Source organism: Gelidibacter salicanalis (assembly GCF_016469035.1).
GTDB classification, from domain to species: Bacteria; Bacteroidota; Bacteroidia; order Flavobacteriales; family Flavobacteriaceae; genus Gelidibacter; species Gelidibacter salicanalis_A.
On record NZ_JAEHJZ010000050.1, the window covers coordinates 17,532 to 43,164 of the forward strand.

At 37.5% G+C, this 25,633-nt stretch carries 19 protein-coding genes, 1 tRNA gene and 1 pseudogene; 12 read left to right on the top strand and 9 right to left on the bottom strand.

Going from position 1 to position 25,633, the window contains the following annotated elements:
* The first annotated feature begins 150 nt into the window (after positions 1-150).
* Complete coding sequence (gene recG, locus JEM65_RS18525) at positions 151-2,253, top strand: ATP-dependent DNA helicase RecG (protein WP_199602859.1); 2,103 nt, start codon at positions 151-153, stop codon at positions 2,251-2,253.
* A gap of 330 nt (positions 2,254-2,583) precedes the next feature.
* Complete coding sequence (locus JEM65_RS18530) at positions 2,584-3,165, top strand: tRNA-(ms[2]io[6]A)-hydroxylase (protein ID WP_199602861.1); 582 nt, start codon at positions 2,584-2,586, stop codon at positions 3,163-3,165.
* 51 nt (positions 3,166-3,216) lie between these two features.
* Here JEM65_RS18530 and JEM65_RS18535 read toward each other — a convergent pair whose 3' ends face one another.
* A complete protein-coding gene (locus tag JEM65_RS18535) occupies positions 3,217-4,428 on the bottom strand; it encodes a peroxiredoxin family protein (protein ID WP_199602863.1) in 1,212 nt (403 codons plus the stop codon).
* 197 nt (positions 4,429-4,625) lie between these two features.
* Between JEM65_RS18535 and pheT the strand changes: the two genes are divergently transcribed.
* From pheT to ribB, 7 genes are all read left to right on the top strand, one after another.
* On the top strand, positions 4,626-7,052 hold the full coding sequence (pheT, locus tag JEM65_RS18540; RefSeq protein WP_199602865.1) for a phenylalanine--tRNA ligase subunit beta: 2,427 nt from the start codon (positions 4,626-4,628) through the stop codon (positions 7,050-7,052).
* 147 nt (positions 7,053-7,199) lie between these two features.
* On the top strand, positions 7,200-7,700 hold the full coding sequence (gene tpx, locus JEM65_RS18545) for a thiol peroxidase (protein ID WP_199602867.1): 501 nt from the start codon (positions 7,200-7,202) through the stop codon (positions 7,698-7,700).
* A gap of 10 nt (positions 7,701-7,710) precedes the next feature.
* Positions 7,711-8,082: a diacylglycerol kinase family protein gene (locus JEM65_RS18550; protein ID WP_199602869.1), complete on the top strand. Its 372-nt coding sequence runs from the start codon at positions 7,711-7,713 to the stop codon at positions 8,080-8,082.
* A 126-nt stretch (positions 8,083-8,208) separates the two neighbouring features.
* Complete coding sequence (locus JEM65_RS18555) at positions 8,209-10,617, top strand: DNA translocase FtsK (protein WP_199602871.1); 2,409 nt, start codon at positions 8,209-8,211, stop codon at positions 10,615-10,617.
* A gap of 53 nt (positions 10,618-10,670) precedes the next feature.
* The gene (locus JEM65_RS18560) at positions 10,671-11,312 is read left to right on the top strand and encodes a LolA family protein (protein WP_199602872.1); all 642 of its coding nucleotides are present in this window, start codon (positions 10,671-10,673) and stop codon (positions 11,310-11,312) included.
* A gap of 16 nt (positions 11,313-11,328) precedes the next feature.
* Positions 11,329-13,362 carry an LptF/LptG family permease gene (locus JEM65_RS18565; RefSeq protein WP_199602873.1) on the top strand — a complete coding sequence of 678 codons (2,034 nt, stop codon included), beginning with the start codon at positions 11,329-11,331 and terminating at the stop codon, positions 13,360-13,362.
* Between the two features lie 30 nt (positions 13,363-13,392).
* Complete coding sequence (gene ribB / locus JEM65_RS18570; RefSeq protein WP_199602874.1) at positions 13,393-14,541, top strand: 3,4-dihydroxy-2-butanone-4-phosphate synthase; 1,149 nt, start codon at positions 13,393-13,395, stop codon at positions 14,539-14,541.
* Positions 14,542-14,968: 427 nt separating this feature from the next.
* On the opposite strand, the gene JEM65_RS18575 is transcribed toward ribB, so the two are convergent.
* Together JEM65_RS18575 and JEM65_RS18580 are read right to left on the bottom strand one after the other, a co-directional pair.
* The gene (locus JEM65_RS18575; protein WP_199602875.1) at positions 14,969-16,162 is read right to left on the bottom strand and encodes a DegT/DnrJ/EryC1/StrS family aminotransferase; all 1,194 of its coding nucleotides are present in this window, start codon (positions 16,160-16,162) and stop codon (positions 14,969-14,971) included.
* Positions 16,163-16,230: 68 nt separating this feature from the next.
* The gene (locus JEM65_RS18580; RefSeq protein ID WP_199602876.1) at positions 16,231-16,860 is read right to left on the bottom strand and encodes an NAD(P)H-dependent oxidoreductase; all 630 of its coding nucleotides are present in this window, start codon (positions 16,858-16,860) and stop codon (positions 16,231-16,233) included.
* A 248-nt stretch (positions 16,861-17,108) separates the two neighbouring features.
* Here JEM65_RS18580 and JEM65_RS18585 point away from each other — a divergent pair.
* Positions 17,109-17,193, top strand: a tRNA-Ser gene (locus JEM65_RS18585).
* 239 nt (positions 17,194-17,432) lie between these two features.
* Entirely contained in the window at positions 17,433-18,644 is a 1,212-nt protein-coding gene (locus JEM65_RS18590) for a site-specific integrase (RefSeq protein ID WP_199602877.1), read from the top strand.
* Positions 18,645-19,609: 965 nt separating this feature from the next.
* On the opposite strand, the gene JEM65_RS18595 is transcribed toward JEM65_RS18590, so the two are convergent.
* The 3 genes from JEM65_RS18595 to JEM65_RS18605 all read right to left on the bottom strand — a co-directional run bounded on the left by JEM65_RS18595 (position 19,610) and on the right by JEM65_RS18605 (position 23,324).
* Entirely contained in the window at positions 19,610-20,914 is a 1,305-nt protein-coding gene (locus JEM65_RS18595; protein ID WP_199602878.1) for an erythromycin esterase family protein, read from the bottom strand.
* A gap of 408 nt (positions 20,915-21,322) precedes the next feature.
* Positions 21,323-21,760: a GNAT family N-acetyltransferase gene (locus JEM65_RS18600; RefSeq protein ID WP_199602880.1), complete on the bottom strand. Its 438-nt coding sequence runs from the start codon at positions 21,758-21,760 to the stop codon at positions 21,323-21,325.
* Positions 21,761-22,142: 382 nt separating this feature from the next.
* Positions 22,143-23,324 (bottom strand): MFS transporter, encoded by a 1,182-nt coding sequence (locus tag JEM65_RS18605; RefSeq protein WP_199602882.1) that lies wholly within the window; start codon positions 23,322-23,324, stop codon positions 22,143-22,145.
* 254 nt (positions 23,325-23,578) lie between these two features.
* On the opposite strand from JEM65_RS18605, the pseudogene JEM65_RS18610 reads away from it, so the two are divergent.
* Positions 23,579-23,845, top strand: a pseudogene (locus tag JEM65_RS18610) (transposase); the annotation flags it as partial.
* 331 nt (positions 23,846-24,176) lie between these two features.
* On the opposite strand, the gene JEM65_RS18615 reads toward JEM65_RS18610, so the two are convergent.
* From JEM65_RS18615 to JEM65_RS18625, 3 genes are all read right to left on the bottom strand, one after another.
* The gene (locus JEM65_RS18615; protein ID WP_199602884.1) at positions 24,177-24,482 is read right to left on the bottom strand and encodes a type II toxin-antitoxin system RelE/ParE family toxin; all 306 of its coding nucleotides are present in this window, start codon (positions 24,480-24,482) and stop codon (positions 24,177-24,179) included.
* Positions 24,483-24,485: 3 nt separating this feature from the next.
* Positions 24,486-24,704: a hypothetical protein gene (locus JEM65_RS18620; RefSeq protein WP_199602886.1), complete on the bottom strand. Its 219-nt coding sequence runs from the start codon at positions 24,702-24,704 to the stop codon at positions 24,486-24,488.
* A 312-nt stretch (positions 24,705-25,016) separates the two neighbouring features.
* The gene (locus JEM65_RS18625; RefSeq protein ID WP_199602888.1) at positions 25,017-25,469 is read right to left on the bottom strand and encodes a protease complex subunit PrcB family protein; all 453 of its coding nucleotides are present in this window, start codon (positions 25,467-25,469) and stop codon (positions 25,017-25,019) included.
* Positions 25,470-25,633: the final 164 nt, after the last annotated feature.

A 25,633-nucleotide genomic window follows, 5' to 3' on the forward strand; every position in this document is an offset into this window, starting at 1 on the left:
TATAAGTCAATAGAAGCCCATCTTTAAGCATAGCAGTTTCACATAAAGTACTGATCTATTTCTATAAACCGCAAATTCTGCCAGCCTGAAGCGCAATTCAATCACAAATGGGATTTTTACATTCAAAGGAATTGGTTTAAATTCGCAACTATGAACGCCAAACTTCAGACACCTATTGATTACCTCAAGGGAGTCGGCCCTAACCGCGCTGATTTGCTCCGCTCAGAACTTGGCATACACACTTATCAGGATCTGATCAACTTGTTCCCTAACCGCTATATTGACAAAACCAATTACTACAAGATCAACCAACTGCAACGCAACAGCGCTGACGTTCAAATTATTGGAGAAATCACAAGTTTAAAAGACGTAGGACAAGGCAGGGCGAAACGGCTCGTAGCTACTTTTAAAGATGACACGGGGATTATTGAGCTAGTATGGTTTAGAGGACACAAATGGATTAGGGAAAGTCTGAAATTTGGAAAGAAATATGTGATTTTTGGTAAAACCAACTGGTTCAACGGCGTTTTCAATATGCCCCATCCAGAATTGGAGCTGCTTGAAGAACACGAAAAAAGCCTGCGTATTGCCATGCAACCCATTTATCCATCTACAGAAAAGCTGGCGAATAAAGGTGTTTCAAACAGAGTCTTGAATAAAATAATGCAACAATTATTTTTAGAAACCCAAGGCCGATTTGAAGAGACCTTGTCAGAAAATCTACTTTCTGACCTGAAATTAATATCCAAAAGCAAAGCGCTTTTTAACATTCATTTTCCTGAGAATCAAGAGCTGTTATCACAGGCTCAATTCCGTCTCAAATTTGAAGAATTATTTTACATTCAGTTACAATTAATCATCAAGAACCTGATTCATAAATCAAAAATAAAAGGCTATAATTTTGAACATGTTGGCGATCACTTCAACACCTTTTTTCAGGAGCATTTACCCTTCCAATTGACCAACGCCCAAAAACGGGTTTTGAAAGAAATCAGAGCCGATCTGGGGAGCAATGCCCAGATGAATCGGCTTTTGCAAGGCGATGTCGGTTCTGGAAAGACCATCGTAGCGCTCATGTCAATGTTAATGGCACTTGACAACGGTTTTCAGGCCTGCTTAATGGCGCCGACTGAAATTTTGTCAGTACAACACTATAACGGTTTAAAACAACTATGCAAATCGCTGGACATCAATATTAAAATACTCACAGGTTCAAGCAACACTTCACAAAGACGAAAAATTCACGAAGCCTTAGAAAATGGCGAATTAGACATCTTAATTGGCACTCACGCACTTCTTGAAGACAAGGTAAAATTCAAGAATTTAGGGCTCGCGGTCATCGATGAACAGCACCGTTTTGGAGTGGCACAACGCAGTAAATTATGGCACAAAAATACCTCCCCTCCGCACATTTTAATCATGACCGCTACACCAATTCCGAGAACCTTGGCGATGTCTGTTTATGGCGATTTGGATGTGTCGGTAATTGATGAATTACCTCCCGGAAGAAAGGACATAAAAACAGTCCACAGGTATGATAAAAATCGGTTGAAAGTGTTCAGATTTATAAGAGATGAAATCGAAAAGGGACGACAAATTTATATCGTCTATCCACTGATTCAGGAAAGCGAAAAAATGGATTATAAAGATTTGATGGATGGCTACGAAAGTATCTCCAGGGAATTCCCAATGCCCAAATACCAAATCTCCATAGTGCATGGACAAATGAAACCTGCCGACAAGGAATTTGAGATGCAGCGTTTTGTTAAAGGCGAAACACAAATTATGGTCGCCACCACGGTGATTGAAGTGGGTGTCAATGTTCCAAACGCTTCTGTAATGATTATTGAAAGTGCGGAACGCTTTGGCTTATCGCAATTGCATCAGTTGCGAGGCCGCGTAGGCCGTGGTGCCGAACAGAGCTACTGCATTTTGATGACGAGCCATAAATTGAGCGAAGACAGCAAAACACGACTCCAAACCATGGTGGGCACCAATGATGGCTTTGAGATAGCAGAAGTAGACTTGCGGCTCAGAGGACCGGGAGATTTGATGGGCACTCAGCAAAGTGGCGTCCTGAACCTTAAAATTGCCGATGTCATTAAGGACAAAGACATCCTTCAGCATGCCCGTTACTACGCTAAAGCTATTTTAAAGGCAGATCCTTCCCTGTCGTTGCCTGAACACCAAGTGCTGCGCTATACTTATGGACAATTGGTCAAGTACAAGAATATCTGGAATTATATTTCATGATCTTTATTGACCGATAAGGAATTAAGATCAGCCGGCAGGCAGGAAACAAAGATTTGACTATAACTAACTGACAATCAATCGTTATTATAAATTAAATTTGCCCCACCGCTCTAAGTGAAATTACCTTCATATTTCTTACCCAGTAGGAATCAGTGGTATAATTGGCTTAGGATTTGAGACGCTAATTTGCACAAATATCTTCACTGTAAGCCACAAACACTCGGTATCGTGCCAGTATCCAAACAAATCCCATCAACCAAAACCATCAAAATAGTAGTATCTTCGGCTTTTAATATTTGAAGGCGATGTCTTCGAATTCAATTTCACTTTATGTTACACCTCAAGTTAGAAACAGATCCGCGTTGGGCGGCGATTGCCGAAGAAAATATAGAAGAAATCCTAACCGACCATGCTTGGTGTGAACAAAAAGCGGCAACCAATGCTATTACGATCATTACTCACAATTCACAGTATGAAGATTTGGTTACGGATTTATTGGAACTCGCGAAAGAAGAATTAGAACACTTCCAGATGGTGCATGATATCATCAAAAAGAGAGGGTACACCTTAGACCGAGAGCGAAAAGACAGTTACGTGAATGAACTTTACAAATTTATGAACAGAGGCGGTAACCACTTACAAAGCATGGTAGACCGACTTTTGTTTTCTGCCATGATTGAAGCTAGAAGTTGCGAACGTTTTAAAATGCTCTCCCAACACGTTCAAGATCCTGAACTTTCAAAATTTTATTATGATCTCATGGTCAGCGAAGCTGGTCATTACACTCTTTTTATAGGTTTTGCCCGTAAATACGGCAAAGATATTGATGTGGACAAACGTTGGCAAGAATTGGTGGAATTTGAAGGCGAATTGATCAAAAGCTACGGCAAAAGCGAAAGCATTCATGGTTAGTGCGCTATATTTCAATTAAGACTCGAAAGATTTAGCAAAACCAACAATTACTTACTCGGCAAGAAGCGCATCTATAAAGGTGCTAAACTCGTTTTTAAATGCTACATATTTTTCTCCTGTGGCAGGACCATTAAACCCCGTATGGATTTTTCGGACTTGTCCCCTTTTATCAATAAAAACGGTGGTTGGGTAAGACACTACTTCATTAAGCATCGGCATTTTTTTCTGTGCTTCCAACTTATCAGACGTTCCGTGTTGCGCCAACAATACGGGATATTGAATACCTAATCTGTCTTTTAAACGCTTGATAGACGCAAATGCCAAAGAATCCGTCTTAGCATTTTCAAAAGCGAGCGCCACAAATTGAACAGCTTTATCAGAATTGTTTTTAGCATAGTCTGAGAAAAATATGCTCTCGTCCAAACAATTAGGACACCATGTACCCATCAATTGCACCACAACAACTTTATTTTTAAACTGTGCATCTTCCAGAGAAACCAATCGGCCGTTTTCATCAGGAAAACTGAATTCCAAACGCTCATAATCTTTATTGAATGTGGTGAGCGTATTGGCATCTGGCAATTCAAAGTCATCATTCCTATCAGCGCTAAAAGACGCTTCCCAAGTATTTCCAGAATAAAAAACACCGCTCAAAGAGTTGTCCTTTACCGTTGCCAAAAACAAATAGGCATGCGCCCCATCAAATGTTGATAATTTTAATTGATCCCCGTCCACCACGCCTTGCAAGTATCTATAATCGCCTGTTTTAGTTCTAAAAGTACCGGTCACCTTTTCCCCCGTCTGCTTAAAAACACCTTTGGCTATATAGCTTTCTTCATCAGCTTTAGGACTGAACAGCACTTCCCAGTTGCCTGTAACATCTGTACCAGGAGGTTGATCGGTCTTAAAACGCGTTTTAACATGATTCACGGCTTCAAAGGGTATATCGGTATTCATGGTTGGGTTGATAAAACGACCAGACATGCCTTCATTAGTTAGGTTTACAGCAAAATACCCGTCAAAAACCGGCATCTTAATAAAAACCGAATCATTCTTGTACGTCACCTCATCTACCAAAATAACGTCTTGGGCATTTGTGATTTTCAAACTGTTGGCTGAAGTAACCTCAAAGTTGAATGGCAATTTCTCATCAGCACTTACCTGCAACTGCCCCAGCCAGTGCCCTTCTTGCATTTTTTTTGAATGATGCTCATTACAGGAAACCATAGTTAATGCGAAAAAAATGAGGATTAAATACTTCATATCAATTTAAGGGCTTTTGATGGTGGATGAAATTAAATATAAAAACCAAAAATAAAATAATTTACAATTTCCATAACTATATACTATTATTATCTTTACACCAAATTTCAAACACGACGCAACATCAGGCTATTTTGATAATTCTGTTTACGAAAATCAGAATGATCTGTAACCACCTAAAGCATAACAATTAAAAAATGAAGATTTCCTATAATTGGTTAAAGCAATTTGTCAATATTGATTGGACTCCTGAAGAAACTGCTGAGCTCCTAACAGATTTGGGCCTTGAAGTTGAAGGCATTCAAAAATTTCAATCTGTAAAGGGCGGATTGGAAGGTATTGTTGTTGGTGAAGTATTGACTTGCATTCAACATCCAAATGCTGACCGTCTTAAAATTACAACGGTAAATATTGGCACTGATGCACCTTTACAAATTATTTGTGGCGCCCCAAACGTAGCTGCTGGTCAAAAAGTACCTGTAGCCACCATTGGAACCACACTTTACACCGATAAAGGTGAAGCATGGACCATTAAAAAAGGAAAAATAAGAGGCGAAGAAAGCCACGGCATGATTTGCGCCGAAGATGAGCTAGGTCTTGGTGCGTCTCATGACGGCATCTTAGTACTGAACAACGAGGTTACCGTAGGCTCTTTAGTAGCAGAACTTTACGACGTAGAAAACGATCAGGTGTTTGAGATTGGCCTAACGCCAAACAGAGCCGATGCGATGAGTCATTTTGGAACCGCTAGAGATCTTAAAGCTGGACTTTTACAAAAAGATATTCACGTAGAATTGATTACCCCATCAGTAAGTGCATTTCGTGTAGAAAACAGAATCTTAAAAGTAGATGTTGAAGTTGAAAACAAAGAATTGGCACCACGCTATTGTGGACTTACCATCTCAGAAGTTAAAGTAGATGCCTCACCTGCTTGGCTTCAAAACAGGCTTAAAGCAATTGGCTTAACGCCAAAAAACAACATTATTGATATAACCAATTACGTGCTGCATGAATTGGGGCAGCCACTTCATGCTTTTGATGCCAATAAAATTGAAGGCCATAAAGTCATTGTTAAAACATTGCCAAAAGGCACAAAGTTTAAAACTTTAGATGGCATAGAGCGTGAACTTCATGAAGAGGATCTAATGATTTGCGACATTGCCAAACCCATGTGCATTGCTGGAGTTTTTGGCGGTGAACTCTCAGGAGTTACTGAGCATACCACGAGTATCTTCTTAGAAAGCGCTTATTTTAATCCTGTAAGCATTAGAAAATCTGCCAAAAGACACGGTTTAAATACAGATGCTTCGTTTCGATTTGAACGCGGTGTTGATCCCAACATAACGGAATACGCACTAAAACGCGCAGCCTTATTGATACAAGAAGTTGCGGGAGGCTATGTAACCAGCAACCTAGTGGATATTTACCCTAAAAAAATAGAAGATTTTCAGGTGCGCTTTAGTTTTGAAAATGCACAAAAGCTGATTGGAGAAGAGATTCCTAAAGATGTGATTAAGAGCATTCTGATGTCTCTAGATATCAAAATCAACAATGTTACGGAAACTGGATTGGGACTTACCGTCCCTGCCTACCGAAATGATGTGGTGCGTGAGGCGGATATCATCGAGGAGGTCTTAAGGGTTTATGGGTATAACAATATCAAAACAACAGAAAAACTCAATGCTTCCATTTCTAACACGTCACGTTTTGAAGATTACAAACTTCAGAATATCGTTGGAAATCAATTGGTGGCACAAGGTTTTTATGAAATACTATCCAATTCTTTAACGACACCTGACTATGTCAGCTTAACGGACCATTTAGAAGATGAGCACAACGTAGTAATGCTTAATCCGTTGAGTTATGACTTGAGCGTGATGCGTCAAAGTTTACTCTTCTCTGGCTTAGAAGCGATTAATCGAAATATCAACAGAAGACGTTCAGACCTTAAATTGTTTGAATTTGGTAAAACTTATCATAATTATCCAGGTAACCGCGTTGAAAATCAGCATCTAACCTTATTTATCACTGGCGACCAAACTGCGGAGCGTTGGAACTCTGTAGCACAACCCAGCAATTTCTTTTACTTAAAAGGTGTCATCACGGCTGTTTTGGAGCGATTGGGGATTAATAAAATCAAAGTTTCCTCAATTCAGAATGATGTCTTTAGTGAAGGCATTAGCTTGGTTTCTGGTAAAAAGACCTTAGTGGAGTTTGGTGTGATCAATAAAAAAATAATGAAACATTTTGATATCTCCCAAGATGTTTTGTTTGCTGATTTCCATTGGTACAATGTGATTGAAATTGCAAAAAACAATACGGTCAGTTTTAAAGAACTTCCTAAATATCCAGAATCGCGACGTGATTTTGCGTTGTTATTAGATAATGAAATAACTTTTGAAGCTATTGACACTATTGCCAACCAAACCGAAAAACGCTTACTTAAAGAGGTGGATTTATTTGATGTATATCAAGGCAACAACCTTCCAGAAGGTAAAAAAAGTTATGCGGTGAGTTTTAAATTTCAGGACGAACACAGCACGCTTACAGATAAGCAGGTTGACAAAATTATGAAAAAACTACAATCCAATTTTGAAGAACAACTTGGGGCAGAGCTGAGATAGTTTTATATCTGAAATCAGAAAATTGATTTTCAAAAACAAGAACTAGGTAAATCATCGGTTTTATCTTTAGAAATATTAAGTTTTAATTAGTAGTCAAACCCTCAAATAATTCTTAATTTTAACATCTTATATAAAAATAATATTATTATGGCAACTGTAACACTTAAAGGCAAACCGGTAACAACTTCAGGAGAACTTCCAAAAACTGGCGCTGATGCTCCTAACTTTAAATTAGTAGCTACTGATTTATCCTCAAAATCCCTAAATGATTATTTAGGATATAATGTAGTACTCAACATATTCCCGAGTATAGACACGGGCACTTGCGCACAATCTGTAAGGACTTTCAATGAAAAAGCCAGCCAGCTTGACAAAACCAAGGTGCTCTGTATTTCTAAAGATTTGCCGTTTGCAATGTCACGCTTTTGTGCCGCAGAAGGTTTAGAGAATGTAGAAAGCCTTTCTGATTTTAGAGATGGGAATTTTGGAAAATCATTTGGATTGACATTTGTTGACGGACCTTTAGAAGGTTTACATTCTAGATGTGTGGTGGTACTCAATGACAATGCTGAAGTAATCTACACTGAACAAGTTTCTGAAATTACAGAAGAACCAAATTATGAAGCAGCGCTAAAATCACTTTCTTAGTTTTTTTGTTATGTCCAACAAAAAAGATTCCTTTCTGGTCAATCGCTTAAAAAGCATTGGTTGGGCATTTAAAGGCGCGTGGTTTTTACTGCGGACGGAGGCTAGCATTCAAATTCAATTTTCAATTGCAACAGCGGTAACGATTGCCGGATTTTACTTTGAGATTTCAAAAACCGAATGGCTTTTTCAAGTCGCCATGATTGGTTTGGTTATGAGTATTGAGGCAGTCAACACGTCTATTGAATATATTGCTGACTTTATTCACCCTGAATTTCATGCCAATATAGGACGCATAAAAGATGTTGCTGCCGGGGCTGTTTTTATAGCTTCAATTGCAGCAGTTATCGTAGCTGCAATCATTTATTATCCTAGGCTTTTTTAATACTAATTCCATTAGGATTAACGTTAGTAATTTGTATTTTTGTTTTCTTAGGCAAACAAAGAATCCTAACATGTTTTAGCAGTACAATTAAAAATTAATAGATTTCCGTGGTCACGGAAAGGCAACATGGCGAAGAAGAAAACCAAGACTAAAAGCAGCACTACAGCAAAAACCAAAAAACCAAATTTCAAACTTACAAGTCAGCAGAAACTCATTTTTGGCAGCTTGTTGATGATTCTTGGCATTTTGCTTTTTATTGCCTTTCTATCGTTTTTCTTTACTGGAGAGGCTGATCAAAGTACCCTTACAGAAATTGGAGCCCGAGAGGTGGTGGCAGAAAACTGGCTCAATAAATTGGGCGCCTGGGTGAGTGACTTTTTTATCATGAAAGGGTTCGGCGTGGCGTCCTTTATTTTGGCCGGACTGGTATTTTTATCAGGAATTTATGTCACCCTCGACATTAACAAAGCAAGACTTAGGCGCCATTGGATTTGGGGGACGTTGATTGCTATTTGGATGTCCATTTTCTTCGGATTTTTTGCCCATAAATACGATGCCCTCGGCGGGACTATTGGGTTTGAGATGAATTCCTTTTTCCAAGATTACATCGGTATTATTGGCACGGCGCTCCTACTCTTTTTCGGATTGATCATTTATGCTGCAGTCAACTTTAAGGTTACCGGTCACTCTATTGTCACCTTTTTTAAATCTGCCAAAAAAGACATTGCCTCTGATTTTGATACGGCTACCCGAACTTCAGAATCTTATACAGCCCTGGACAACGATTTATCTGCTGAAGCAGAAGATATTAAAGCTGCTTTTGATTTAAAACCAGCGAAACAGGAATCACGAGTTGCTCCGGTTAAACCAAAACCTGCACCACCAGTTGCCATGCCCAGTCTTAATATTGAGGTGCCTCAAATAAAAGAAGAGGACGTTGCAACAGAAGAATTAGCAATGGAGGTTGAGCATGTTGCTGAAGAAGCCTCAGAAAGTGATAACCTTTCAGATAAATTGGTAGCCGATTTTGGAAAGTTTGACCCCACGTTGGAATTGAGCAAATACCAATTTCCACCTTTGGACCTTCTTAAAAAATATGATTCTGAAGGTATCACCATTGATCAGGATGAACTAGAAGAGAACAAAAACCGTATTGTGGATACGCTTAACAACTACAATATTGGCATTAGCAGTATTAAAGCCACCATTGGACCAACGGTAACCTTATATGAAATTGTACCCAATGCCGGTGTCCGCATTTCAAAAATTAAAAATTTAGAAGACGATATTGCTTTATCATTGGCCGCTCTGGGTATTCGTATTATTGCGCCCATCCCGGGTAAAGGGACTATTGGTATTGAAGTGCCTAATAAAAACTCGACAATTGTGTCCATGCGATCGGTTATTGCCTCACAAAAATTCCAAAAATCAGAAATGGAATTGCCAATTGCCTTTGGAAAAACCATTAGCAACGAAACCTTTGTGGTCGATTTGGCCAAAATGCCCCATTTATTAATGGCTGGTGCAACCGGCCAAGGAAAATCAGTAGGTTTAAACGCTGTATTGACCTCATTGCTTTACAAAAAGCACCCTGCTGAAGTGAAGTTTGTTTTGGTCGATCCTAAGAAAGTGGAGCTTACTTTATTCAACAAAATTGAGCGTCATTACCTGGCCAAATTACCCGATAGTGAAGAGGCCATTATTACAGATAATACGAAAGTGATCAATACGCTAAATTCGTTGTGTATTGAGATGGATAATAGATATGAGATGCTGAAGAATGCCATGTGCCGAAACATTAAGGAATACAACGATAAATTCAAGGCGCGCAAGCTCAATCCTGAAGAGGGGCATCAGTTTTTACCTTATATTGTACTTGTTGTAGATGAGTTTGCTGATTTAATTATGACAGCAGGTAAGGAAGTGGAAACGCCTATTGCCCGTTTGGCACAATTAGCGCGTGCCATTGGTATCCACTTAATCATTGCTACACAAAGACCTTCTGTTAACGTTATTACAGGAATTATTAAAGCGAATTTCCCAGCGCGTATTGCCTTTAGGGTAACTTCAAAAATCGATTCCAGAACTATTTTAGATAACTCTGGCGCTGACCAATTGATTGGGCGTGGCGACATGCTGTTCACCCAAGGCAATGAACTCACTAGGATTCAGTGTGCGTTTGTAGACACTCCAGAAGTTGAACTGGTCACAGAATATATTGGCAATCAGAAAGCCTATCCTGACGCTTACCTCCTTCCTGAATATGTTGGCGAAGAGAATGGCACAAGTCTTGATGTAGACATATCCGACAGAGATAAACTGTTCAGGGAAGCTGCCGAAGTGATTGTTACAGCACAGCAAGGCTCGGCTTCTTTATTGCAACGTAAATTGAAATTAGGTTATAATAGAGCCGGTCGATTAATTGACCAGTTGGAAGCTGCTGGAATTGTTGGACAGTTTGAGGGAAGTAAAGCACGACAGGTGTTGGTTCCTGACCTGGTCGCTTTAGATCAGCTTTTGTCCAACGAAATTTAAAAGTACGTGCTACAACACTATTAACTCCAAAACGGATTTTAAAAAACAGAATAATGAAAAAACTATTTGTATTAGCTATTGTATTACTATCATTTTCAACCTTCGCCCAAGAAGCTGAGAAAGCAAAAGTTTTACTCAATGAAGTAAATGCCAAGGTAAAAGGGTACCAAAATATTGGTATCGATTTTAAATACGTGCTTAAAAACACAAGCGAAAACATCAATCAGGAAACCCGTGGCGACGTAGTCATTGAAGGCGATAAGTATTTGCTTAATATTCTTGGTGTTACCCGTATTTATGATGGGAAGACACTTTACACCATAAATCCTGAAGATGAAGAGGTGACTATTTCAAAGAACAATACAGAAGACGAAAACACCATCACACCAAGTAAGATGTTATCATTCTATAAAGAAGGGTATCACTACGCGATGGATATTGTTCAAAATGTCAACGGACGTAAAATTCAGTATGTAAAATTGACGCCAATTGATACCAACTCTGAAATAAAGCAAGTCTTATTGGGCATTGACGCACAAACCAAACATATTTACAACCTCATAGAAATGGGCAAAAACGGTACACAAACCACATTAACTGTAAATAGTTTTAAAACTAATGAGCCTATTTCAAAAACCTTATTTACTTTTGACGCCAATAAGTACAAGGGTTATTATATCAATAAGCTAGACTAGATAAGGCGTTCACTTTATGAAAATACTGGATAGGTATATACTTAAAACCTACTTAAAAACATTTTTGAGTGTGTTTGTGATACTCATGCTCATTTTTGTTTTACAGGCCGTTTGGCTTTACATTTCTGAATTGGCAGGAAAAGATTTGGACGTTGACGTTATCTTCAAATTCCTGCTCTACATTACACCTACCCTTATCCCATTAATTTTACCACTCACCATCTTATTGGTGTCCATCATGGTATTTGGGAGTTTTGCTGAAAACTATGAATTTGCGGCCATGAAGTCCACAGGGATTTCCTTGCAACGCGCCATGAGAGGACTCAGCATCTTTATCATTTTACTTTCTGTTACCACATTCTTATTTGCCAACAATGTCATCCCTTGGGCCGAATACAATGCCTATAATCTGAGAAAGAATATCGCCAAGGTTAAACCACAAATGGCTATTGCCGAAGGTCAGTTTAATGAGCTCGGCAACTTCAATATTAAAGTAGATAAAAAAACTGGCGATCGTGGACAGTTTTTGTCAAAGGTCATTATGCACCAAAGCAAAAACAACCGTCCCGGCAATAACACGGTCATCATTGCAGAATCCGGCGAATTAAAAAGCAGCCCCAACTCCAACATTCTTCAATTGGTATTGTTTAATGGCAATTACTACGAAGAAATCTATAGTAAAAAACCCACAGCCGCTGAAAAAAAACCACACGCTAGAAGTTATTTTGATACGTATACCATGAACGTGGATTTAGAAGCTCTGAATGATGTCGATTTAGACGAAAAAAATTATACGAGTCGTTACAACATGCTGGATGTTGGTGGGCTTAATTATACCATAGACAGTTTATACACTAACAAAACTGTTGAATACAAGAACTTTGCAGAAACTTTATATAGCAGAACCTCCATAAGTACTGTAAATTCCAATCTTACCCTCGACAAGATTATTTCAGAAACCGATACTGTGGCAACCACAGGTAGTACGGCAAAAACAAATCCGGTTTATAAAGGTAATGTCTTAGACCTCTATGACACGCAATTCAAGTTACAATTATTAAATTTAGCTATAAATACGGTTAATAGTACGACTCAAATTATTGGGACCAAACAACAATTTCTTGATATTTCTGAGAAGAACTTAAACAAACATCTTATTGCGCTTCACGAAAAATATGTGTTGGGTTTTGCCTGTTTTATTTTGTTTTTTGTAGGTGCCCCGTTAGGTGCATTGATCAGAAAAGGAGGTATTGGCTTGCCATTGGTCATTGCCATTCTTCTATTTCTCTCCTACCATTTTATAGGAATTTTCGCTAAAAACAGTTCTGAAGACGGCACTTTAAACCCCATAGTGGCCACCTGGCTTTCCACCTTAATTATGTTGCCGCTAGGTATCTATCTGACCACACGTGCTACAAATGATAAAGGTCTCTTCGATTTTGACAGCTACCTTACCCCTATTAAGAATTTTTTAAATCTGCGCCCAAAAAACTCGGTGATGGTAGATGGAGAGCTCGTGCAATATAGCTTTCTGGATGGCTATCACAATGAAAAGCTGATTGACGTCATTAAAAATCATGACGCACTTGATTTTGACCAAAGTGTCAAACCTTTTGCTTTAAACCAGTTATTAAAGCGCAATCAAAGTATTGAAGACCTTCAAAAACAAGGCATCAGTGTTAATGATACCTACATTACCTCCAGAAAAGAAGCCACAGATACTATCGATTATTCTAAATTTGCCTTTATTTTTTATAGTGCGGGTATTATATTATTAATCTTACACTTTATTTTCAAGAATAATGAGCTGCCTGAAGTGGCGTCTGCCACCAGAGATTTGAGCATCATCTCACTTTTGGTTTATGTGCTGTATTATGTAGTGACCTTTATTAAGGCCACAGCATTTTACAAACATCTGGGTTTAAACATTAAACCTTTAAACCCCCTCCTGATGCTGATTGGGCTTCCCTTTTACGGAGTGTCCCACTTTTTGCTCAAAAACAAAATCAGGGAAGACTTAGACAGAAGCGCTATCCTAAATATAAAATAAGCCATATCTTTGCATATAATTTCAAAAAACATGACCACAAGTACATACACATCAGCAATAACCCTACACACCATTGAAGAAGCCATAGAGGACATCAAAAATGGAAAAGTCATTATTGTTGTTGATGATGCCGATAGAGAAAATGAAGGCGATTTTGTAGCTGCTGCTGAAATGGTTACCCCTGAGATGATCAATTTCATGGCGACACACGGACGCGGATTGATTTGTACACCATTAACGGAAAAACGTTGTAAGGAACTGGATTTGCACCCCATGGTTCACAACAATACAGACCCTATGGAGACGGCATTTACAGTTTCTGTAGATTTACGGGGCAACGGGGTTACTACTGGAATATCAGCAAGTGACCGTGCCAAAACAGTTAAGGCACTGATCAATTCTGAAACCAAACCTCACGATTTAGGACGTCCAGGACATATTTTTCCACTGGTAGCAAAACAAGGCGGTGTTTTAAGACGTACAGGCCACACTGAAGCTGCTATTGACTTTGCACGTTTAGCGGGCTTAAAACCAGCCGGTGTGATTGTGGAGATCATGAATGAAGACGGTACTATGGCGCGATTGCCACAATTGATGAAAGTTGCCGAGAAATTTGACGTTAAAATTGTGTCTATAGAAGATTTGGTCGCTTATAGAATGCAACACGACTCTTTAATAGAAAAGAAAGAGGATTTTGAAATTGTGACGCGTTTTGGTAAATTCAGATTAAGAGCCTATCAACAAACCACAAATAATCAAGTTCACATAGCGCTGACCAAAGGCGCTTGGAAAACCAATGAACCTGTGTTAACCAGAGTCAACTCTACATTGGTAAACAACGATATTTTAGGCACCCTTACCAACAATGCCGATAAAAAATTGGATGACATGTTTAAGCTGATCAATGATGATGGCAAGGGCGCCATCCTTTTTATCAATCAGCAGCACCAAGCTACTGACTTGTTAAACCGTTTGGCCACCCTAAGACAGGAACAGAACCATACCGATGTTATTAAGGCCCCGAGTATTGCAATGGACACGAAAGATTTTGGAATTGGAGCACAAATTCTACACGATCTTAACATCCATAAACTGTTATTAATGTCTAATAGCGAACACACGAAACGTGTTGGTATTATAGGTTATGGTTTGGAGATTGTGGATTATATGACGTACTAATTCTTCGCGTCAATACCCTTTTATAATAGTAAGATTTCACAATGTTGTGGTCCGATAATGAATTGGGATTTGATGGTATCTGACTGATAAATAATTGTCATTTCTAATTAAATTTACACTATCGTCCTATGTCAAATTAGTTTTAAAAAGCAAGTTGTCATAGTTAAGATCTGGTATCAAGTTTTGCTATAATGGGCTTTGCAAACTTCTTCCCATTTTACCGGACACTCCTGATTCTATATACTTAGACCCTTGTTTTTTGGAGCTTTATAGTTTCCAAAAACAAGGGTTTATTTGTTTATATAAATAACGAGTCTTTCCCTCAGGGTTATGATAAAAGGTCATGATCGACATAAGCAAACAGATGGTTAAAAACTTTATAAAAAATATCTTAAATACTGTTTATCAATTACTTATATGTCCCTAATTAAATACATGATTTAATTATATTTACCATTTTTTCAGCACGTTGCGCAACCTCTTCTTCTGTCCACGACAGTTTAATTAAACAAGAAATATTACGTCCTATAAAATGATCAGACTGTTCAAAAGATGTTGTTTGAAGATACGATAAGCCGTCTTTTAATGCAGCAGATAAGGGATAGAGACTCTGCATGTTTTTCAGGTGATTCCATTTGCGGACATAGTGCCAGTTGTTATCAAAATAATGAAAACAGCCATCGACACCTGCGTCTTTTAAATTCTTAGAAGCGTGGCGTGCCGATTCTAAATCAGGAAGGAAAAAATTTAAAAAAGCATAACTTTCTTCACCCCCATTTGGCACAGTTCTGAACGTCACTCCAGGAATTTTTGACAGTGCATTTCTAAGCACGGTATAGTTTTTCTTTTGGATGGATAGAAAATCTGGCAGACGTCTCACTTGCGCCAAACCTACGGCAGCATGTAATTCTGAAATTCTAAAATTATAGCCTAAAAACGGATGGGTTTCAGCACCTCGGTCTGATCCTTCATGATCATGACCATGATCAGAATACTGATCAGCACTCCTATAATAATTGCTGTTGTTGGTAATGACAGCGCCACCTTCACCGCAGGTGATGGTTTTTACAAAATCAAACGAAAAACAACCCAAATTCCCAATGCTCCCCAAGGGCTTCCCGTTGTAGGTGCCTCCAATGGCCTGACAGGCATCTTCTATCAGAACTAGGTCGTGTGTGTCGCTAATACGGAGCAGGGCGTCCATATCACCCATACTGCCGCACATATGCACGACCATAATGGCCTTTGTTTGGGGCGTTACCGCATTTTCGACTGCCTTAGGATCCAAAGTTAAGGTATCATCAATATCTACCAATACTGGCACAGCCCCGAGCATCATAATGGCTTCAAAACTCGCTACAAAGGTAAACGACGGCATGATAACCTCATCTCCTGCTCCAATTCCGGCGGCGGCAAGTGCTACAGAAACTGCGGCAGTGCCGCTAGATACCAATTGCACATGTTGGGTTTTAAAAGCAGATTGCAATTCGGTCTCCAGCTCTTTAGCTTTCCAATGGCCGTTGCGCATACCGTCAAACCCGTAGCGCATCAACACCCCGCTTTCCAACACATCATTTACTTCTTTGCGTTCAGCACTTCCAAATAATTCAAATCCCGGCATATCAATTAAAAGTTAAAATCAGAAACAAATTTAGTATTAATAACAATGGGTTCAAAAGCTTTTGGAGGTTACATTTCCAAAACAGCATCATTCAAATTCTTTCTTACTTTCTTAAAGCTTGAAAATATGTCATCTTCTGCGCGATATCCAACCGGCAATAATAAAACAGATTTAAGTCCTTTTTCTTTAAGGCTTAAAATGGCATCGTATTGTGCCCGCTCAAAACCCTCCATAGGACAAGAGTCAATGCGCTCTACGGCACAGACGGTCATTAAGTTGCCCAAAGCAATGTAAGCCTGTTTTATGGACCATTCCTGCTGCTCTACCTGTGTCATGTTTTTCATCATCGATTTCAGATCGTTCCGATAAGGCTCCAAAATGGTCTCCGGTGTATTGCGCAACTCACTCACATTATCAAACAAATCATCTACATCAGCGGTGTTGATATGATCCTTAATACACAGGACCAACAAACGTGAGGCCTCCACAATTTGACGTTGGTGGTAGGCTGCCGGCAATAATTTTTCACGCAGTTGTTTATTTTCAATAATCAGCAATGAAATGGTCTGCAACCCAAAAGAGGTAGCGGTTAAATTAAAGGCTTCTTTAAGCGTATGCAACTTCTCTTGAGTCAAATTTTTATTGGGGTCAAATTTTTTGGTGGCATAGCGCCACTGTAAACTTTGTATAATATCCATGGGTATTCAGTTCAAATTAAAGCAAAAATAAGGGATGTCCTTTACAATTTTAAAGGATTTCGATCATTATATTCTATGACAGAATTTATTTGATTAAAAAGTTACCATTTTATTTGAAAGAATTAAAAAAGGGTTCTATATTTGCACCCGCCTAAGCAAACAGTATTTGCTTGTTGAGGCAAGCCCGCCGAGTTCATAATATGTTTTAAAGCATAAAAAACCTCTGAAAGGCAAACGCAAAAGACACTGGAGAAATGGCAGAGCGGTCGAATGCGGCAGTCTTGAAAACTGTTGAGGGTCATACCTCCGGGGGTTCGAATCCCTCTTTCTCCGCGAAAAGTCCTACAAAAGGCACCAAAAACCCTGTAAATCGTTGATTTACAGGGTTTTTAATTTTATTTAATTTCATTTGACATCATATAACATCACCCTAAAAGGGGCTAATTCGGTGTCACTAAAATTCTCTTTCCAACTGACACCGAATTGAAGTTAAAACATTGATAAATAGACACTTAAAATTAAAACGATTTAAATTAAATTTACTAAATTGAAGAGAATTTAAAATCTATTCGGTGTCACATTCTCTTTCTCTTCTGTTTTATATCAAAAAAAGCAAGGCCGATGAACACGGCAAAGCTAACATCTACCTGCGTATCACACTTGACGGCCGCAGGGCTGAGTGCAGTATTCACAGGAAAATTCATTCCAGTGAATGGAACCCCAAAACCCAACTTGCCCTAGGTAATTCTATGGTAGCACAAGAAATCAATCGAGAGCTTGGCGTAATTAAAAATAAGATTTACTCAATTCAACATCAATTTCAAAGAGAAGAAAAGGAATATACGGCCATCGATCTTCGAGATGCCTACTTAGGAAAAGACAAAACTCAAAAAATGCTCTTAGAAATATTTCATGAACATAATACTGAAGTTGAAAGTCTAATCGGAAAGGATTTCGCTGCTGGAACTGCCGAGCGCTATCGCACTTGCAAAAAACACGTAGCAAGCTTTATAAAGACGAAATACAAGAAAAATGATATTCCCGTACAGGATATTGACCATAAGTTTATCACAGGTCTTGAATACTATCTTAAAACAACTCGCAAATGTGCCCATAACTCGGCCATCAAGTATATCACTAATTTTAAAAAAATCATTCGTATTGCCCATGCTAACGATTGGATCGATAAAGATCCCTTCCTACATTGGAAAGCCAAGCTTAAAATAGTGGATCGCGAATTTCTGACAGAACAAGAAATTCAAAAAATCATAAATCTTGATTTGAAAATGGAACGGCTCGACCAAGTACGTGATATTTTTATTTTTTGTTGCTTTACTGGTCTGGCCTATGCCGATGTCAAAAAGCTGAACAGAGGCGATATTAGTGTTGGCGCGGACGGTGAGGAATGGGTGAAAACAAAACGCTCTAAAACCGATACTAGAAGTAACATCCCGATTTTACCTATTGCCAAAACTATAATCGAAAAGTACAAAGATAACGAGCTGTTGAAAGAAAAAGATTTGGTACTTCCGGTTCTAAGCAATCAGAAAATGAATGCCTACATCAAAGAGATTGCTAACCTTTGTGGAATTACTAAAAACCTCACTTTCCATTTGGCCAGACATACGTTTGCCACTACAGTAACTTTAACGAATGGTGTGCCAATTGAATCGGTTAGTAAAATGTTAGGTCATACAAATCTTAAAACAACCCAGCATTACGCTAAAATTTTAGATATGAAAGTGAGCAAGGATATGGCTATTTTGCGATCAAAATTTAAATGATTTTTAAATTTCAATCCAGTTTGCTTTTTCTTTTTAAACTATCGAGATAGCCAAAAAAATAGACTGGCTTGGCTTTTATGAGGTTGGCACTTCATGTCTAGGAAACGTTGGCAACAACTGGTCTACCTGGGTGATTTTACCATCCAATTTCCATGATATTTAGTGACGATGGCATATGGTCAGCTTTTGGTTGCAATTTAAAAATTAAAATGATATGTTTATACTACCCTAAAATCGTGAGTATTATGATCAATAACAAACCCAAAGGAGTTAAAATAGACCCTAGCAGATTGCAACAGAACACAGTAAAATCAGAACCCCAAATAACATCTCCAAAGAAACCGAAGGATAAGAAGTAGAGTGATAATGACCGGTCAATTTGATTCGCGGTACTGATGATAACCGTGAATGCGATCGTACAATTACACATACAAAACATTCAGATGATATGATGTCATTAGCAGAAAAGCCATATCATACAGCTTAAGATTATTCACTTTTAACATTCTGATTCTAATGGATTGATTTCCTTTATAAGAGAAAAAGAAAAGCAGAATACTATTTTGAACTTTATGGATGAGCTGATAAATCTGGGTCAAACTATCCTAACCCAATTAGAGGAAGCGAAAAAGCACTAAATTGTCTGTTTTTCCCACTCCCCCCCTGCCTTGGCCTATTATTCAGTTTCCTAACACCATTACGACAAATCCAAGAACAACCTTGGAAGCAGATCAATCAAAAATACGCTAACCCAGAAAGGCAATAAAAAACCTCTACATTTTTGTAAAAGCCTTCTGTTTTACTCTTTTAAACGCGTGTCGCTTATTGAAAGTGGCACAAGCATAGCGCCTTTCGCTAACGTGGCCAAACTACAAGACATAGACTGAGTCAACACGGCATTCATGTTGTGACCCTCGGGCGCAAGCAGTACCGACCACATGGATGCTTAGTTATGGTACAATGTTTTAATTTACCTTAATGTTATTATTGGCTGGAGATATTTCTTTGATAAAAATCAATCCATCGTATTCGTCTGCATATATTTTTCGCATTTTTATTTTATACAGTGGTTTCGGGCTGAAGCCACCACTGCCAATAGAAAGATTAAAATTACTTGTGCTGAAAAACTTAGTTTCATCACAATCAATAGCTTTGCTCATGTCAATGAAAAAGATGTCATAATTTGCTTTAAACAGTGTGTGTGAATAGGTTTTTTTGTAGGGTTTGTCGACTTGATAGAGTCTCCATTTTCCTTGTTGCCTTTTATTATTTTCAAATCCTTTCAGGGTGCCAATGCCAAAATCAAAACCGACACAATAATAATCGTCACCATAATAGTCTTTCAATTGCTTTCCTAAATTTACAATTCCACTATTGCTCGACCACATTCCTCTTTTGTTGATATGCTCATTATGTGCCCATAAAAAAGCTTTACCATTCTTAGATTCCTTGTCAATAATCCATTTAGAGTTTTCAAACATTTTGTTATCTCTGACTTCGGATTTTGGATCCTGGACATATTCGGTGTAATTAATTAAATTACTTATGCTTCGATCAATTGAATTGAAGTCTTTAGAGTTATTGAGATTGTTCGCTATTTGATATCTATTTATTTCATTCTGCAGTTTAATTAATTTAGGCACCTGCTTATCTGCCCACTCTTTGGTTCCTGCATAATAATCAATTGATTTGTTTGAGCAATCATCTAAAGTTACTAGCAAGTCTTTGCTGATGGGTATATTATATTTGTCAATTAAATTATGAACTTCAACATTGAAGTTTTTTCCTGATTTTACATCAATTCCATAGAATTTAATTTGCTCTTCCTTAGAGCGATCCAAGTTGTAAATTCTCATCCATCTTAGTAGGTCATAAATCTCCTCTGAATACCAAAACCCAACTTGAAAAGGTGTTCCCATGGATAAAATGTCGTTGTCCTGCCCAGTTATCCATTGATTCACGGGAGATTCAGCTTGATATTCCTCTTCCATCATAAAGGTTAAAACTCCTTCATTTTTTACGAGATATTTAAAATATTTCGCTTTAATATCAAAGTATTCTTTTCCATCATGGGATAATTCACCAAACCCATATATTCTTGCATTTTTGAATCTTTCGGGAGTATTTTTAGAGAAAGCTGTTAACTCACTATTTGGATCTGCATCTTCAATTTCAATAGAGTTATGATTAATCCACTCAATGGTTTTATCAACTTGTGCGTAATTTTTACACGCAAATAATGTAATTATGCAGAACAGGATTTGTTTCATGAATTTTTAAATATTGTCAACAATTGAATAGATAAAATTATCTATATCCACTCTACAACTAACATAGTGATTTTTAATTTTCATGTATTGCCTATTGCCAGTTTTCTCTCTCCCTGCTCTGACTCATGTTTCAGTTTTCTGGCAGGTTCTACAAAAAATCCAAGAACAGCAGGTAGTAATTCTCTTAAAATAAGCTAACCCCATAAAAGGCAACTAAAAAAGCCTTTCCATTTTTTGTAAAAGCCTTCTCCTTTATTTTTTTAAACACGGGGGTATTAATTGAGAGTGGTACAAGCATAACCCCTTGCGTTAATGAAGCCAACCTACAAACACCGGTCAGCCAACACGGCATTCATCTTGCCCCCGAGGGTCGTCGGGACAACCAGTAACGGTCACACAAATGGTTAGTTATTGTAGCCAGTTTTTTTTCATTCTGATATGATTTCCCTTTTCCGAAATTTTTTCAAATCCGAGATTTTTATAAAATTTTTGAGCTTTAATATTTATTTTAAAAACTTGTAATCGAATCAGCTTTTTTTCAGAACTAGCTCTTTCAATAATTTTTTCCATAACGGCCTTTCCAATCCCTAAATTCTGAAATTCCTTTTCTATTAGTAAATTCTCTATATAGATGTCGTCGTGTGTTTCTTTCAGAACTAAATATCCAACTTCTTTTCCGTTTCGTTCAATTATTTTCGTGTCCGAAGCAGTAAAGTTCGTTTCATGCGTTTTCTTTTGAAACTGTTCGTTCCAACTCCATATTTTTTCCACATACGGTTTAATCGAGTTGCTTTTAATTCGATACGTTATTTCTAAATCTGTGTTTTTCGCGTCTCTTAAATTCAATTGTATATTCGGTTTTTCTCAAATTGACAGCATGTGTTTATACAACCAGGAGTCTTGTATATGTCCCTATCTACCCAATACTATCTCTGTTTGTCCTTCTCAAATGTACCCGATTCCTGTAAAGCATCCAAGGTCCATTTCTTATAGTTCATATCTCAAATGTATAAATTTGAAATCTAAAATACCACTCCCAACTTATTGGGGCCTAAACTAGCCCTACCCAAATCCATTCCTCGAAAAGCGGATACCCATAGACGGCAAATCAACCGGATGCGTCAACACAATAGTCAGCTCTGGCCTACCCCGCTAAGGCGGGACAGGTGCGGCGAGCCCAATACTTCTTAGTTACTGTACACTGGCTTTTTCTTTCCGATTAATAAATTTATTCATTTTTCAGAGTCTTAGGTTTAGGAATTGTCAAGATATATACAATGACAATTATTGTAGCAATTGCAGTTATTAAAAAAGTCAATGTTGCACCGAACTGAAACCAAATAAGTCCTGCCAATGAACTTGCAAGCATTGTGCAGATGCTTTGAAATCCTGAAAATGTTCCAATAGCTGTTGCAGTATCTTTTTTGTCTGTGATATTTGAAATCCACGCTTTTGAAATTCCTTCTGTGGCAGAGGCATAAATACCATACAAGAAAAACAGACCAAAAAACAGATAAAGATTTGTGTTTACTGACATACCAAAATAGACAATTGAAAATAATAAAAGCCCAATAATTAATATCTTTTTAAGTCCAACTTTGTCCGCAAGTATTCCTATTGGAAAAGCAAATAGAGCATAAATAAGATTGTAGAAAATATAAACACCAATAACCATTGTGTCAGCAAGTCCTGCTTGTTTTGCTTTTAAAAGTAAAAACACGTCAGAACTATTAAATAATGTAAAAGCAAGAAGACCAACGACTAATTTTTTGTATTCTGTTTGACTTTCTTTCCAATAATTGATAAACGAAAAGAAGGGTGTAGCAACTTTTTGATTAACTATATTTTTCCTTTTATCCTTTAGTAAGAACGAAGCCAAAACTGCAAGAAGACCTGGTATAAAGGCAATAAAAAAAAGTGTTTTGTAATTCTGTGGGAAGTAATACAAATAAATCAATGCCAATGAAGGTCCAATTACTGCACCTAAAGTGTCCATTGAACGATGAAATCCAAAAACTTTACCTTTATTTTCTGCGGTTGCTTCACCTGATAGGATGGCATCTCTTGCTCCTGTTCTAATTCCTTTTCCGAAACGGTCAATTGTCCGAGCAAAGAAAATCCAAAGCGGATAAATAAAAATCGCCATCATTGGTTTTGAAATAGCACTAAAAGCATATCCAATTTGAACAAAAGGAACTCTTTTGCCCGAATTGTCTGAAAGTTTACCAAAATAACCTTTGCTTAAACCTGCTGTCGCTTCTGCAACTCCTTCAAGTATTCCAATTAGCACAATGGAAAAGCCAATTGACTTTAAATAAATCGGCATAATCGGATACAACATTTCGCTGGCTGTATCTGTGAACAAACTTACCAAGGATAAAATCCAAACTGACTTTGTTATATATTTCAATTTATAAGTTTGAATATGTGTTCATTTTTCAGCTTGTGTACAACATGTGGGTATCTTCACCGGTGCATAAACCTATACTATATAATCCCCAAAATACCAACTTTCCCCCATATTTCCTATATTAGAACTACGTATTTACAACCAAAATACACTAGTCTAATTCATGTTCCAGTCAAGGTGGCACAAATCGAACCGTTATAGTTTTTTTTTCTGCACAGGCAAAGTGGCACAAATCGAACAGAAGTAACCTTTGAGAGTCGGGAAGCAGCGTACGCGGTCGTGGCAGGATCGGTAAGGTCGGCAATAAGAAACTTCGCAACCTGTTGTTCCTTTGCGCTTTCAATGTCTGTAAGTACAACAAAGCGTGCCGCGAGGTATACGAGCGAATTGTAATCAAGGGTAAGAGTAAAAAATTGACCCTTATTGCAGTAGCAAATAAATTATTGAAGCAGTGTTTCGCCATCGCGAAATCGAGTTTACCGCACGATGATGGCCATGTGTCAGTGCTAAAAAATAATTAATCAGAGTTATCAGCTTTGGTGATGATTATTGCTTGTTGGATTGGATACAAACCACGAAGGAGCTTTATTCCACTTCAACAATGCTAGATAATGCATTTCTCAAAAATGAACAACCTCGACCCAAGGGTACGAGGTATCAAGTAGAAGTTCCTTTTTTATTTCGACGCAGAGCGTCGGGGAATAAAACCCAAGGATCCCGCTAAAAAGCGGGATTAGTTCAACTAACAATTTTTAATTCATTGCTTCGCAACTTTTAAAAATTGAGTTTCACTAATTTAATGGAAGAAAGGCTTGTTTTTTGCCTCAGTTCTTTGTTGGGCTTTCGTACTTTTTATTCTATATCTTTTTTAAGCTTGTCAGGATGTTGTCTTGTGTCGAAAATTGTTATTATTTCAATTTCTTTTTTATCCAAATTAACTCTGTAGTAAAATGTTGTTTGTTTAGTTACGACACACTTATAAAGATTATCAAATTCCGATGATGTAGGACAAGTATTGGGTTGTAGAGATATTTGCTTAATTTTTTCAGTCAGTTTTGAAATAAATCTATCTCTTGTTTTTAAATTCCAATTTTCTAATAAATATTCCGAAAGCTTCAGGAGTTTTGATTCGGCAAGCTTAGATAAGAATACTTTCAATTTCTACGAAATTTTCTTTAAAAAAGAATCATAAGAAATTCTTTTTCCATTATCCAAATCCTCAATTCCTTTTTTTATTTCTTTTTGTTCAGACAGACTTAATTCATTCCAAAAGTCATTTTTTTCTTTTTTTACGAAATCTGATACACGTTGAATAAATTCGGAATTTTCATTATCCAAAATAGCCTTGAGTAATTCCAGTTTTGTGGTTTGAATGTCCATTTTAAAAGTCTTATTAATATTCAAATTTACGAAAAATATCGCATATCTACACCGGTGCATATACCTACACTATATAATCCCCAAAATACCACCTTTCCCCCAACTTTTCTATAAGTAGAACGACATATTTATTATCAAAACACACACTAGCATAATTCATGGTCCAGTTTCCTGAACCAAACTAAGAGCAACCCCTTTCAAACACTCCAAACCAACAAAAGGCAACAAAAAAGCCCTGATAAGGGCTAAACAAGTTCGTTTTTTTATGAATTTATGGGGTTGTACAACGGCTACCTGTGTTGTAGCAAGTTTTTATTCAAATATTATTGGTAAATCAGAATTCTGAATTTTCACAATATGGAAAGGTTGCGTAATAACAGTTGTGGCATTCCCTTCAGGAGCTAAATCTGTAACATTTACAATTATGTTTTCAGAATTCGACATTATATTTAATTCCAAGTTATGTCCTCCGTTTCCTTTTATCTCGTCAAATACTGCAATAATTGTATGTTCAGAAAAATCTATATCAGTTTCTGTAAAGTTGTCAGAAACATTATTTACTGAATTCATTTGAGTTATTAAATCATTCCAAGTAGTTTGGTTAGAAATAATTAAATTCTGTTCCGTAATTCCTTCCACTCCATTACCATACAGATTGTCTTTTGCAATTAAAGTAGATACAACATTTGTCATTTCTGAATTGCTATCATCGGAGCTACAACTCAAAACTAAAATTGATAACAAGATGATTAATACATTTTTCATAATCTATTATATTTTTTTATTAGATGTAATAATTTACGAAAGGTTGCGTCAAATTTGCTACAACATGTGGGTATCTACACCGGTGCAAATACCTACACTATATAATCCCTAAAATACCACCTTTCCCCCAACTTTCCTATAAGTAGAACTGCGTATTTACAACC